This is a genomic window from Acinetobacter sp. SwsAc2, from assembly GCF_013391465.1.
Classification (GTDB): Bacteria; Pseudomonadota; Gammaproteobacteria; order Pseudomonadales; family Moraxellaceae; genus Acinetobacter; species Acinetobacter johnsonii.
This window is the reverse complement of the sequence record NZ_JACBEZ010000005.1, coordinates 106972-121372: the sequence shown is the minus strand read 5'-3', so window position 1 is coordinate 121372 and position 14401 is coordinate 106972. Positions and strand designations below refer to the sequence as shown.

General features: G+C 40.5%; 13 protein-coding genes and 1 other RNA gene. 1 reads left to right on the top strand and 13 read right to left on the bottom strand.

The genetic code is table 11. The annotated features are described in order from the left end of the window. Nucleotides 1–575: 575 nt before the first annotated feature. Nucleotides 576–672, bottom strand: an RNA gene (gene ffs, locus HYI04_RS04060) — signal recognition particle sRNA small type. Between the two features lie 274 nt (nt 673–946). Between ffs and HYI04_RS04055 the strand changes: the two genes are divergently transcribed. Then, nucleotides 947–1792, top strand: coding sequence for a YbgF trimerization domain-containing protein (locus HYI04_RS04055; protein ID WP_159152811.1), 846 nt, complete (start codon nt 947–949; stop codon nt 1790–1792). Between the two features lie 59 nt (nt 1793–1851). Here HYI04_RS04055 and lpxA read toward each other — a convergent pair whose 3' ends face one another. The 12 genes from lpxA to rimO form a co-directional block, all read right to left on the bottom strand. Continuing rightward, nucleotides 1852–2640: an acyl-ACP--UDP-N-acetylglucosamine O-acyltransferase gene (gene lpxA, locus HYI04_RS04050; protein ID WP_159152812.1), complete on the bottom strand. Its 789-nt coding sequence runs from the start codon at nt 2638–2640 to the stop codon at nt 1852–1854. Further along, entirely contained in the window at nt 2637–3122 is a 486-nt protein-coding gene (gene fabZ / locus HYI04_RS04045; protein WP_010326983.1) for a 3-hydroxyacyl-ACP dehydratase FabZ, read from the bottom strand. The genes lpxA and fabZ overlap by 4 nt, the downstream gene beginning before the upstream one ends. A 7-nt stretch (nt 3123–3129) precedes the next feature. Beyond that, the gene (gene lpxD, locus HYI04_RS04040; RefSeq protein ID WP_159152813.1) at nt 3130–4197 is read right to left on the bottom strand and encodes a UDP-3-O-(3-hydroxymyristoyl)glucosamine N-acyltransferase; all 1068 of its coding nucleotides are present in this window, start codon (nt 4195–4197) and stop codon (nt 3130–3132) included. Nucleotides 4198–4200: 3 nt separating this feature from the next. Beyond that, complete coding sequence (locus HYI04_RS04035; protein WP_159152814.1) at nt 4201–4695, bottom strand: OmpH family outer membrane protein; 495 nt, start codon at nt 4693–4695, stop codon at nt 4201–4203. Between the two features lie 33 nt (nt 4696–4728). Beyond that, nucleotides 4729–7245 (bottom strand): outer membrane protein assembly factor BamA, encoded by a 2517-nt coding sequence (bamA, locus tag HYI04_RS04030; protein WP_159152815.1) that lies wholly within the window; start codon nt 7243–7245, stop codon nt 4729–4731. Between the two features lie 45 nt (nt 7246–7290). After that, entirely contained in the window at nt 7291–8646 is a 1356-nt protein-coding gene (gene rseP / locus HYI04_RS04025) for an RIP metalloprotease RseP (RefSeq protein ID WP_159152816.1), read from the bottom strand. A 2-nt stretch (nt 8647–8648) separates the two neighbouring features. After that, on the bottom strand, nt 8649–9845 hold the full coding sequence (gene ispC, locus HYI04_RS04020) for a 1-deoxy-D-xylulose-5-phosphate reductoisomerase (protein ID WP_094148175.1): 1197 nt from the start codon (nt 9843–9845) through the stop codon (nt 8649–8651). Next, on the bottom strand, nt 9846–10670 hold the full coding sequence (locus tag HYI04_RS04015; protein ID WP_004981939.1) for a CDP-archaeol synthase: 825 nt from the start codon (nt 10668–10670) through the stop codon (nt 9846–9848). Between the two features lie 3 nt (nt 10671–10673). Continuing rightward, nucleotides 10674–11426, bottom strand: a complete 753-nt coding sequence (uppS, locus tag HYI04_RS04010; RefSeq protein ID WP_010326989.1) for a polyprenyl diphosphate synthase — start codon at nt 11424–11426, stop codon at nt 10674–10676. An 8-nt stretch (nt 11427–11434) separates the two neighbouring features. Further along, nucleotides 11435–11989 (bottom strand): ribosome recycling factor, encoded by a 555-nt coding sequence (gene frr / locus HYI04_RS04005; RefSeq protein WP_010326990.1) that lies wholly within the window; start codon nt 11987–11989, stop codon nt 11435–11437. A gap of 79 nt (nt 11990–12068) precedes the next feature. After that, nucleotides 12069–12797, bottom strand: a complete 729-nt coding sequence (gene pyrH / locus HYI04_RS04000; RefSeq protein WP_010326991.1) for a UMP kinase — start codon at nt 12795–12797, stop codon at nt 12069–12071. Between the two features lie 43 nt (nt 12798–12840). Further along, a complete protein-coding gene (gene rimO, locus HYI04_RS03995; protein WP_004696556.1) occupies nt 12841–14184 on the bottom strand; it encodes a 30S ribosomal protein S12 methylthiotransferase RimO in 1344 nt (447 codons plus the stop codon). Between the last annotated feature and the right edge of the window lie 217 nt (nt 14185–14401).

The following is a 14401-nucleotide window of genomic DNA, read 5'->3' as shown; positions in this document are numbered from 1 at the left end:
TTCTTGACTCAAGCATTAATGCAGTACGATCTTCAAAGTTAAGATGATGGTATGACAATTTTATATACTCCATAAACCCTTTAAATTAATTAGGTGGTTTATGTCGCACTTCAAGTTTTACTCTGCCAAGCTATGCCCAAATCACCTTTATAAATATTGATCTTATATTCACACCCAACATTAACTACATGTAATCGTTAATGAATTATAAAACTATAACACTCTTAAATAAATATAAATCAAACTAAATTCAGAAAATCTTGAATATATACAAGACGAGTAAGATAAAAAATAATGCAATGATTTCTATTGCTTGAAATAATTTTCGATAAATTAAATGATCGCGATTTAACGTGATATTAAAATACATCACCTAAGAAAAAGTACAAATGCTAGAGAGCAAAAAGAGGTGAGGAATAGAGTAAATGAATCTTTAAAACAAAAGCTAAGGGTAAAGAGAATAGGAAATATTACAAACCTAATAACAGTGAATGGAAAGATATTTTAAATTTGGTCTACATACAATATATTTGTATATTGATTATTATATTTTTAATAAATGAATATGGTGGCAACCCTACCAGCAAGCCTTCGGCACATCATATTTCTACTACCGTTGCTACCTTCCGGTCCTGGCGGGGTTCGTGGAATACAATTGCGAAGTAACCAGCAGGGCTACCATTGCAAGGACAGAGTATAGAGATTTTTCCCTAAGTTGCAAGCCTATAAACGACTTTTCAATAAGCATTTCATTCAATTGACTATTTATAAAACAAACTCAAGAAAAATCGCTCAATTATTGGTAACGACTAGGCTACATTCATTTACCTAAATATACGACAACAATGTAAAAGCTTATTGCAATTCATAACGTTGCCGTTTTTAATGGGGTAAATGAATTTTGTTTGATGTATCCCCCATCAAAGCCTTATAACACGGATATTTTATGATGCTAAAGAAGCATAGCCTATGTGCCCTCACCCTACTTTGCACAACGCCTGTTTTCGCCAATATTCCAATTGAATCTCGCGGCTTAAGCCAAGCAACGAACAATAGTGTCAATCCAACCAGCGTCGCAGTAGACACAGGTGCGAGTGCAACAGCAACCAATATTAATTGGCAAATCATGCAAAAGAACCAACAATTAGAAAATGATTTGCGTAGCTTACGCGGCAAACTTGAAGAACAAGACAACGAAATCGCTCAACTCAAACATGAGTTGGAAAACCGTTACGCTGACCTAGATCAACGCTTAGAGTTACTTCAGCAAAAAGTAGACCCAGAAGCGAGTACTACAACGGAGGATAACCAACAGGATACTCCTCCCAGTAACACCACAATCACCAACGCCAGCAGTAGCACAACCACGGTAGCAGTAAACAAAGCACCTGTAGTGGTCAGTACGCAAAACACATCAGAGCCATCTGAGCTAGAAAAAGCCGCGTATACTGTCGCATTGGATGCCTATAAGCAAGGTGGTGCGAAGAAAGCGATTGCACCCATGCAAAATTTTATTAAAAACAACCCCAACAGTGTTTACATCAGCAATGCATATTTCTGGTTAGCGGAATTTAATTTAGCGATTGAACCTACCAACTATGCAGAAGCGAAAAAGAACTACGGGATTGTGGCAAACCAATACCCAAACTCTTCGCGTGCGCCTCGAGCCGTCTATCAACTCTACAATATTGCCAAAGAAGTGGATAAAAATACGGCTCAGGCCAACCAATACAAAGCCAAACTCCTTAAGCAATATCCCAAGTCTGAAGAAGCCTCTTTCTTTAAAAAATAATTTTCCTATAGATATAAAAAAAGACACGCGAAGTGTCTTTTTTTATTTTTGGAATAAACTTAACGCACAATGCCACGCTCTGACTGTTCTAAAGAGTCAATAAGCAGCTGTACCTCAGCAACTTCAGGCAAAATTTCTGCACGGATACGTTCTAAAGCCTGCTCTGTCGTTAAACCTTCTTTATAGATCAGTTTAAATGCAGTACGTAAACCTTGAATCACATTTTTAGACCAACCTTTACGACGCATGCCTTCAACATTCATCGCAAAAGCATGTGCAGGATTACCAGAAACCATCACATAAGCAGGGACATCTTTTACAATCAATGATGCACCACCAATCATGCTATAAGAGTCAATCTTACAAAATTGGTGTATACCCGAGTTACCGCCGACAATCACATAGTCACCAACATGAACATGACCAGCTACGCCGACATTGTTTGCAAAAATATTATGATCACCGACCACGCAGTCGTGCGCAATATGTGTATTCACCATCAATAAATTATGGCTACCAATCTTGGTTATACCGTGATCCTGAACCGTACCACGGTGTAAACTACAATGCTCACGAATTTTATTATAGTCACCAATTTCTAACCAGGTTTCTTCACCTGCATATTTTAGATCTTGGCAGACCTCACCCACGCTTGCGAATTGGAAAATTTCATTGTGTTCTCCAATACGCGTATAACCACCGACCACTACATGCGAATGTAACTGCGTACCTGCACCAATAGTGACATTTGGACCAATAATACAATACGGTCCAATCTTTGCATCTGCTGCAATCACGGCAGATGCATCGATGATTGCTGTTGGGTGAATAAATTCGTTATTGCTCATGATTGCTCTATTTTCTGATGCGAAACCATAATTTCCGCAGATGCTGCTACTACACCGTCAACGGTGGCAATACAATTATATTTGTAAATACCACGTTTCTGCATGACCAATTCTGATTTTAACACCAATTGGTCGCCTGCAACGACTTGCTTTTTAAAGCGAACTTTCTCTGCACCTGCAAACAAGAACAAAGAACCTTCACTTGGTTTCTCATTGTTCATGATGAAACCAAGAATACCTGAAACTTGCGCTAATGCTTCGACAATCAAAACACCAGGCATAATTGGATAATTAGGGAAATGGCCTTGAAGAAACTCTTCATTAATAGACACATTTTTATACGCCACAATTCCATTTTCAGTCACATCAACAACACGATCGACCAATAAAAAAGGATAGCGGTGTGGTAAGTACTCACGAATGGTTTGAATCGTCATTGGCAATTCAGGTTTCGTGAAACTAGTAGAATTCGACTCAGTCATCATATTTCTATTTACGCAATTTAATTGTTGATTCAAGGGACTCGATTTGAGCCTGCATATGATCAAGTTTTTTTACCAATTGGGTCAATGGCACATCTGCTAATTGTCTTAAACGAACAACGGTGCGTTTCCACTTTTGATTTTCAAACAGTCCAATTCCTGAAGAATATGTTCCAGCCACAGAAATATTATTTGTGACCATTGACATTCCAGTTAAAGTGACATTATCAACAATATTTAGGTGCCCTGCAATTGCAGACCCACCACCTACGATGCAATTTTTGCCAATAGTTGTACTACCCGCTATTGCAGTATTAGCAGCAAAAGCCGAATTGGCACCAATTTTAGCGTTATGGGCGATTTGCACAAGGTTATCAATAATGACACCATCTTCCAAAATTGTGTCATCCAATGCACCGCGATCAATACTACAATTTGAACCAATCCGTACATCATTACCGATGATGACCGAACCCAATTGAGCAATTCGATGCCATTTCCCTTGATAAGGGGCAAAACCAAAACCTTCACTACCAATCACAGTATTGGCATGAATACGAACACGATCGCCAATTTTGCATGACATCAAACTTACATGCGATTCAATTAAACCGCTGCGGCCAATTTCAACCCCATCATGTATGCTGACATGTGAATGAATAATCGTGTCATTGCCAACAACGCAATTTGCACCAATGACCACATAATGACCAATATAAGCAGTATCTGAGATGATTGCAGAAGGATGGATCTGCGCAGTGCTTTCGATGCCCTGTTCAGTGTGTTTAACCTCAAAAGCATGGGTTAAAATAGCAAAGGCTAAATAAGGATTGGCAACAACAATAAAGTTTTGATGTTCAACCAAGTGATCTTTCAGATCAGCTGTAACAATGAATGCTCCAGCTTTAGACTGCTGTGCTTGCTCTAAGTATTTTTCACCATTTACAAATGCAAGATGTCTAGATTCTGCCGAATCTAGACTTGCTAATCCCTTAAGGATTAAATCAGCTTGACCTACACACTCACCTTGGACTAAACGAGCAAGATCTTCTAAGCGGTACTGTTGAGGATTCATTGATTACTTAATTGCGTTAACCTTTTGAATCATTTTATCAGTTAAATCATACTTAGCGTCATAGGCAAGTGCTGAGTTTTTATTCAAAACAACATCTAATTGATTTTCTTTACGCAATTGTTCAGCAACCTGCTTTACACGACCATCAAATACAGTACGTACTTGCTGAATAGAGCTTTGCACACTGCTTTGCATGGTTTGCTGCAAAGTGTTGAACTCGTTCATTTTGGTTTGATACTGAGTCACCATTTTTTGCTTATCCGTAGCGCTCAGCTTATCACCTGTTTGTAAACGCTGTTGTAAGTCTTGAAGCTCTTTACTAAGCTGATCAAGCTTCGTGCTTTGCGGTTGAATTTTCTGTTGAAAACTCGAATTTTGCTGTTTTAAATAGGTGCTATTTTCAACAACACGCTCAAGATCCACCACACCATAACCAGCAGCATTCACCACTGTAGAAGTTAATGCAGTAAGTGTTAAAGCTGTAAGAAATTTTTTCATATTTATATCTTTCATGTAGAGAAACGGTCGACCTTAGAAGGTACGACCGATTTCAAATTGAATGTTCTTTGTTTCATCGCCATCTTTATCATTCAATGGGTATGCATAACTGAGAGACAATGGACCAATCATCGTAATCCAAGTAAAGCCTACGCCCACGCTATAGCGCATGTTATCAAGCTCGAAACCGAAGTTGTCTTTACAGTATTGTTTCGCATCTACCCCAGCATCAGTTTTACTTCCAGTCATATATAACTGGCCAGATGGAACATCACACTGCGTATCAAATACTTGCGCACCTTCAGCAAAGATAACTGGGCGAACCTGACGCGTCCAATCCCCTTTAAATGGTAAAGGCAAAGCCAATTCTGTACCAAATTGGATCAGTGCGTTACCACCCACTTCCTCATAGTCATTATCTTTAGATCTTGATTCACTATAAGTTACGCCTGGGTATTTCGGACCTAAGGTACTGTTGTCATAACCACGTACCGAACCAAAACCACCTGCATAGAAGTTTTTATAGAATGGTAAGTCATTACCATAACCCAACTTACCATAGCCACGTAATACAAAGTCTTTCGCAAGCGGGAAGTAAGCCTGAGCATCATAAGTCAACTTTTGATATTCAACATCACTGCCTGGTAGTGCAATTTCACCATTAATACGATGCGACATACCAGATGTCGGGAACACCGGACGGTTTAAGGTGTTATATGACCAACCCAAGTTTAAGTTATATGTTAAGAAGTCACCGGTAAACTCAGAACCATAAGGAGCAGATGTCTGACCATCTGGGCAAACATAACCACCTGTTGTAGGATCTAAAACTAAGTCAACCATACAATAAGTCGATGTACTTTTTGTCTTACCGCCATGTGCCAGCAAGTAATCACGTACATAGGTCGATACATACGGACCTGTGGTGACTTCAGTTTGGTCGATGTTTAAACCCGCACTAATGCTTTGGTTTTCATCAATTGGATAACCAAAATTGATACCACCACCAAAACTGTCCGTCACATAGTTGTTGACGTTATAGTCTTCATCCAACTTGGTTTTACGGTAGTACATGTTATAACCACGACGTACACCATCAATCGTAAAGTACGGATCCGTCACACTTAGGTTGTAGTAATCTTGCGTTTCTGAGCGTGATAAATCAATAGCAACAGAGTTACCTGTACCCATGAAATTAGTTTGACTTAGACCCGCTTGGAAGGTTATACCGCCGCTTTGCGAGAAACCAACTGCTAAAGTACTGGTACCTGAGTGCTGCTCTTCAACATTAATATTTAAATCAACTTGGTCGGCTGTGTTCGGAACACGTGCAGGCTTGATATCTACAGTCTTAAAGAAGCCTGTACGCTCTAAACGAACTTTAGATAAATCAATTTTCTCATTACTTGCAAGTGCACCTTCCATTTGGCGCATTTCACGACGTAATACTTCATCCGCAGTTTTCGTGTTGCCGGTAAAGTTAATACGACGCACAGTTACTTGCTGACCTGGATTCACATAATAATTTAAATCCACCAGATGAGTTTCTTTATCAATCTGAGGCACGACGTTCACTTCTGCATAGTAATAACCTGCATTACCGTATTTACGTAGAAGCAACTGTTTAACCGCATTCACTTTTTCTTGTGAATAGATATCGCCATCTTTATATATTTGTAAAGCTTTCAGTTCTGCTGGGGTGTATAAAGCATCGCCCAAAAATTTGGTTTCGCCAAATTTAAACTGTTCGCCTTCATCCACTGAAACTTCAACAAAAATATTCTTTTTATCTTCACTTAAATTTAAGCTTGAGTGATTGATATTAAAGTTGATATAGCCTTTGTTTAAATAAAGTGCACGTAAAGACTCTAAGCTTGCAGCCATCTTTTCACGTGCATAACGGTCATTACGTGAAATAATGGACGTCCAACCACTTTCTTTTACCGCAAACGCTTGTTCAATTTCGCTTTCTTTAAATACGGTATTACCAATAATATTGATATCTACAACTTTTGCAGCCTTACCTTCAACAAACTCAATAGTAAGATCTACACGGTTGTTCGGCTTCGCTGTTGTCACAACTTTTACATCAGCATCATAACGACCTTGCTGCATGTACTGTTGTTCAAGCTCAGACTCAACCGTCTGTAGCGCTGATTTTTTCAGCACTTCACCTTCGGTAATCCCCATCTTCTTCAAGCCTTCTTCCAAGGCCTCTTTAGGAATGAGTTTATTACCTTTAAATTCAACTTTAGAAATTAGTGGACGTTCGACAACTTTGAAAACCAGCGTATCACCCTGCTTTTCTGTTTTAATGTCATCAAACAAACCTGTTGCATATAAACTACGAATGGCATTGGCAAGTGCTGCATCGCTCACACGATCCCCACTATTCAACGGAATCATTCCATAGACATTTGCTGGCGTTAAACGAACAAGTCCATCAACCTTAATATCACGTACTATATAATCTTCTGCTGCATATACTTGTTGTACTGTTGCCATAGCACTGATGAGCGCCAAAGGCATAAATAAATGTGTGTGCTGCATGCCAGTTTTTTCCGATGTAAAATTTAATTCCGTATCTACGCTTTTTTACAAACGCATAAAATCATTGAATAGTGCCAAAAGCATCATACTTCCGAGCAATACCATACCAATTTTTAAACCAACCAATTGTATTTGTTCAGAAACAGGTTTACCACGTATTAGTTCTATAAAATAATAGACCAAATGTCCACCATCAAGCATAGGAATAGGCAATAAATTTAATATCCCTAAACTTACACTCATCAATGCCATAAATGAGATAAAAGTTTGCCAACCCATTTCCGCACTTTGTCCTGCGACTTTGGCAATCGTGATCGGTCCTGATAGGTTGTCTAGACCAATCAAACCGCGCACCATTTTTACAATCGAGTTCAAAATCATACTCGACAGTTGACCGGTTTTATCTACCGCCATCATGAAGGCTTCGGCAGGATTATATTGTATCGTTTGTTTATATTCTGTAGGAATACTGATTTTCCCAGGGTCACTTTGTACACCTAAGACACCAGAAACCTTGCCCATATTGTCGCGCTTACCTTGCGGCATCACCTCAAGTTGTACTAATTTATTTTGACGAAGCACATCAATTTTTAACAATTTCTCAGGTGAAGCTTGAACCACTTGAACCACATCAAACCAATCATTCATCTTAATGCCATCAATCGCGACAATTTTGTCACCTTGTTGCATACCCTGACGAATGGCTGCACCATCTTCGCTCAACTTAGTCACGACCGCAGGAATTTTAGGTCGATAAGGCGTAAAACCCAGAACATCAAGCGAAGACTGTGTTTGATCTTTCAAGAAGTTTTGAATAGGCAAACTAAATGTCTTAACTTGTCCCGCACGTTCGGCCTGAATTTGGATTGATCCCGTTTCACCTACACGATCAACCAAGGCAAAATTCAACTTTTCCCAAGTTGGTGTCGTTAAGCCATCAACAGCGGTAATTTTATCGCCCACTTGCATTTGAACTTGTGCTGCAGGTGTATTAGGTAGCACTTTACCCACACGTGTATTCAACTGCTCTTGTGCAGGTAAAAACAAAATCCAAAACAGAAAAATGGCGAATGCCAAGTTAATCAATGGGCCCGCTGCAACAATTGCGATACGCTTCCAAGGTGACTGACGATTAAATGCTTTGGGCGCATCCTCTTCAGCAACATCACCTTCACGCTCATCCAGCATTTTGACATAACCACCCAAGGGCAATGCCGAAAGCTGATATTGAATACCTGACTTTTTAGAAGTCCACTTTAAAACCGTTGGCCCAAAACCAATGGAATAAACTAAAACTTTTACGCCCAATTTACGCGCAACAAAATAGTGCCCAAACTCATGTATTGCAATAAGTGGGCCTAAAAGCAAAATTGCCGCAACAATCATAAACAAGGCGCTCATGCTTAAATTCCTATATTCACCACATATTGCTGAGCAACATGACGTGCGTTTTGATCGGCTTCTAAAATAACATCAAGTTGTGTTGCTGCTTGATGTGGGATGGTATTCAAAGTGTGTTCAACAATAGCAGGAATACCCATAAACCCCACCTGTTGATTTAAAAATGCAGCAACCGCAATTTCATTGGCTGCATTTAAAATCGCTGGGGCTGTGCCCCCAGTTTTCATCGCTTGACGTGCCAAGCTTAATGCAGGGAATCGATGCGTATCTGGCGCTTGAAAATCCAACTGATGATTTTTAAATAAATCTAAAGCTGGAACATGGGTTTGAATACGCTCAGGCCATGCCAACGCATGTGCAATCGGCGTACACATATCAGGATTTCCCATTTGCGCCAATGTTGAACCATCCACATATTGCACCATGGAATGAATAATACTCTGCGGATGCACAACTACTGTAACAAAATGTTCTTCGATTGAAAAAAGATGACAAGCTTCAATTAGCTCTAACCCTTTGTTCATGAGGGTCGCCGAATCAACCGAAATTTTCTGCCCCATGGACCAATTCGGGTGTTTGCACGCCTGTGCAGGCGTTACATTGTGTAATTCATCTAAACTATGTTTTAGAAATGGCCCGCCGGATGCAGTCAGAAGGATACCAGACACTCCAAGTTTCGGCTTTCCGTGACGCTCAGCTTGTAAATAGGTCTGGGGCAAGCATTGAAAGATTGCATTATGTTCAGAATCTACAGGAAGTAAAAGAGCCTGATGGTCATGAGCAGCTTGCATCATGATGTCACCCGACATCACCAGCGCTTCTTTATTTGCCAAAAGGACACGCTTTCCTGCTTTTACCGCTGCTAGCGTCGGCATTAAACCTGCCGCACCAACAATCGCCGCCATTACCACATCCACTTCTGGATGTTCAGCAACTGCGATGAGGCCTGCCTCATCCGCCAAAATTTCAATGTTTTGTAAATTGGCTGCGACTAGAAGCTGGCGCAGTTCATCTACTTTGGCTTGAGGTACAACTGCAATTTCAGGTTGAAACTGCTGACAAATATCGACAAGTTCTTGCATCCGACTATGTGCCGTAACAGCAAACACAGTGTAGTGTTCAGCATGTTGTTGCAATATTTTTAAGGTGCTCTGCCCAATCGAACCAGTAACACCCAAAATACAAACAGATTGAGACATTTACAAATCTACGCCAATAAGTTTTAACACATATACACCCGCAGCAAAGATAGGTGCCGCAGCCAGTAGCGAGTCAATACGATCCAATACCCCACCATGCCCTGGCAAAATACGACCTGAGTCTTTAATTCCAGCACGACGTTTAATCATAGACTCAAACAAATCACCTAAAACTGAGCTAAATACAGTCACTACAGATAAAATAAGAAATAATAAATGCTGTGCGTACGTTAGGTCTAAATAGAGGATTTCAACAGCGACCACAATGATCATGGCCGTAATCACACCACCATAGAGACCTTCCAACGATTTATTTGGACTCACTTCAGGTGCAAGTTTACGCTTACCCAGTTTACGCCCAACAAAGTATGCCCCGCTGTCAGCACCCCATACCAATAAAAACAGGTACATCAGCCACCATGGAGACATCTTCCAGAGTGCAAAAATAGCAGTCACAGCCGAAGATATCAGAACAATCCCAACCACTTTAAGGGTTGAATTATACCAAGCATCATAATTTGGATAGGATTTAACCCAATACAGACTGAGCAACCAGCATAGAATAGAGGCAGCCCAAAGTAGAAGTGCAATATCATTAAAGTATAAGGCAAGTGTAGCAAGGCCAGCACTTAGTAAACCAAAACCCCATGCTAGAGGTTTATTAACATTTTTTGTTGTACGGGGCATGAGTTTAAACCACTCATAGCCTGCAACCCCTGCCGCAATAATCATCAGCACAAACATTGGATAGTGTGACTGGGTTGCAAACATACAACTCAGTACAACGGCCACCAAAACCAATGCGGTTATAATCCGCTCTAACATTTATTAGTTCTCAATTTTATCTTGTAGAATTTGTTCCGTCGTTTTTCCGAAACGACGTTCACGCCCACCAAATACAGCCAAGGCGTCATCAAACTCTTCTACACTAAACTCTGGCCAAAGAGTCGGAGTGAAGTAAAGCTCTGCATAAGCTGCTTGCCACAACATAAAGTTCGATAAACGAAAATCCCCACCTGTACGAATCAATAGATCTACAGCGGGTAAATCACTCAAACTTACGTATTGGCCAAAAACATGTTCATCAATTTGCTCAGGATCTAACGAGTGAGATTGAACAGCAAGTGCAATCTGCTTAGCCGCATGCGCCATATCCCACATCCCACCGTAACTAATTGCGATGGTCAAAGTCATCTTGTCGAAATTAGCAGTGTCTTGTTCGGCATGCAACATTAAGTCACGCAATTGCGGAGATAATTTAGAACGATCACCAATAAAACGTAAGGACATTTGATATTGATGCATACGAGGCAACTGTTCATGAATCGTGTCTTCCAACAGTTTCATGAGCAAATCAACTTCAGCTTGAGGGCGCTTCCAATTTTCACTCGAAAAAGCAAAAACGGTTAATGCTTGAATATTTCTTTTTCGACAATGCTCTACAATTGGGTCAAGGACATTTTTTCCTTCACGGTGACCATCGCCCTTTTGCATTGCATTTTTTTTGGCAAAACGATTGTTGCCATCCATGATGATGGCAACATGTTTTGGAAGAGTAAGCTTATCTTCTGAATCGGTCATTATACAAGTTAGACCTTCAACAACTCAGCTTCTTTATTCGCAAGACGTTTGTCGATTTCAGCAACAAACTTATCTGTGATTTTTTGAATATCATCAGATGCACGACGCTCATCATCTTCAGAAATTTCTTTTTCTTTCAACAATGCTTTGATGTCGCCCAGTACATCACGGCGAATATTACGTACTGCAACTTTTGCATTTTCAGCTTCGTTACGCGCAACTTTTTGCATGTCACGACGTGTTTCTTCCGTCAATGCAGCCATTGGAACACGAATCGCATCAGCCGTAATTGGGTTTAAGCCCAAATCTGACTCACGAATCGCTTTATCAATTGCCGCAACCATCGTACGCTCAAATGGCTGAACCAACAATGTACGCGAGTCTTCAACACCCACGTTTGCCACTTGGTTTAATGGCACATCTGAGCCATAGTAAGGAACCATCACCCCGTTTAAGATAGATGGATGCGCACGTCCTGTACGAACCTTGGCAAAACCGTGTTCTAACGAGTCAAGTGACTTGTTCATACGGTCTTCTGCGTCTTTTTTAAGATCGTTAATCATGTGATCTTCCTTACTTAATTCGAAAAGATATAAATTCTAAAATAGCGTGTAGTATAAAGAGCTTTCGAGGTCACGTACATTAGTTCGTTACGTGAGTACCCTCTTTTTCGCCCATAACCACTGAAAGCAATGAACCTGCTTTATTCATGTCAAAGACTTGAAGCGGCACATTATGGTCACGACACAAGCAAATCGCTGTTAAATCCATCACACCCAATTTCTCATCTAACACTTGGTCAAAAGTTAAGGTGTCATATTTAACAGCATCATCATATTTGCTTGGGTCTTTGTTGTAGACACCGTCAACTTTCGTTGCTTTCAAAATAAGGTCTGCTTCAATCTCGATACCACGTAAGCATGCTGCTGTATCTGTGGTAAAGAATGGGTTACCTGTACCTGCGACAAACACACAAACTTCACCTTGAGTCAGGTGGCGAATTGCATCACGGCTTGAGTATGATTCAACCACAGCACCAATTGGCAATGCTGACATCAAACGGGTTTTAATATTACGACGTACCAAAGCATCACGTAATGCTAGACCATTCATTACGGTTGCAAGCATACCCATTTGGTCACCCGTTACGCGACCAACCAAACCATCTTTTTGCAATTGACTACCGCGATATAAGTTACCACCACCCACAACAATCCCGACTTGCACACCCAAACCCACTAAGTGCGCAATGGCCAAAGACATTTGATCAAGTACTTGAGCATCAATACCCATATCTTTATTTCCAGCCAATGCTTCGCCAGAAAGTTTCAGTAAGATGCGTTGAAAACGTGGTTTTTTAGAATCCAACATCGCAATAACTCCAATATCTAAATTTTTAAATTTTATTTGTGTCTTAATTCGATTTAATCGAAATCAATTGTGCATACAGATCATATTCATCTGCATCGGTAATTTCGACTTCTAGCAAATCGCCTGATTTAATCTGGCTTTTATCAATATCTTCCACAAAGACATTGCCATCAATTTCAGGAGCATCTGCGTATGAACGTGCAATCGCAACTGGGAATTCTTCATCCAGTTCATCGACCAGCACCGTCATTTTCTGACCAACACGCTTTTGAAGTTTTGCAGCAGAAATCGCCTGTTGCACTTCCATAAAGCGCTCATAACGTTGTTGCTTAATCTCTTCAGGCACGTGATCTGGCAAGTCGTTTGCTGTCGCACCTTCAACAGGCGAATACGTAAAGCAGCCTACGCGATCAAGTTGTGCTTCTTTCAACCACTCAAGCAAGATTTCAAAATCTTCTTCAGTTTCGCCAGGGAAACCCACAACGAAGGTTGAGCGAATCACCAAGTCAGGACATTTTTCACGCCATAGCTTTAAACGCTCAAGTGTATTTTCACTATGCGCTGGCCGTTTCATTAGTTTTAAAACTTTTGGACTTGCATGTTGGAATGGAATATCCAAATAAGGCAAAATTTTGCCTTGTGCCATCAAGTCAATCACTGCATCCACATGTGGATATGGATATACATAGTGCAAACGCACCCAAATACCGAGTTGACCTAAGGCCTCACACATGTCATAGAACTTCGTCTTAACAGGTTGACCATTCCAAAAGTCTAATTTGTATTTGGTATCGAGGCCGTAAGCAGAAGTATCTTGGGAGATAACGAGTACTTCTTTTACACCGGCACGTTTAAGCGCAGCCGCTTCTTCTAAAACAGAACCGACTGGGCGAGACACTAAGTCACCACGCATACTTGGAATAATGCAGAAGGTACAACGATGGTTGCATCCTTCTGAGATTTTTAAGTACGCATAATGCTTCGGCGTTAAACGAATCCCTTGTTCTGGAACAAGGTCAATAAATGGGTTGTGTTTTGGTGGCTCAGGCACGTATTGGTGCACAGCTTCCATCACTTCTTGATATGCAGCCGCCCCTGTCACTTTTAAGACATTTGGGTGCATTTGGCGAATTTTGTCTTCGTCTTTACCTAGGCAGCCCGTAACGATTACACGACCGTTCGCACTCATGGCTTCGCCAATGGCATCTAAAGACTCTTGCACTGCAGATTCAATAAAACCACAGGTATTTACAACAACTAAATCCGCACCATCATAATCTGATGCTACATCATAACCTTCAGTCTTCAACTGAGTTAAAATTCGTTCGGAATCAACCAATGCCTTAGGACAACCTAAAGAAACAAAACCGACTTTGGGGGATTTCATGAATCTGCGCTCCACTAGAATGCGCGTATTGTATGTCTTTTCTGTTTATAAAAACAGATCGATTCCACACTCTTTGTTTAATGCACCAAAATAAAACCAACACTGTAGTAGAATTAACATAACGCACCATTTTAATTCACTTTCGGTTTACTTGATTTTTAGAATCCGCTATATCTTTAGCTAATCGTTCATTTACAGCGCATTCCGCAAAAAAAGT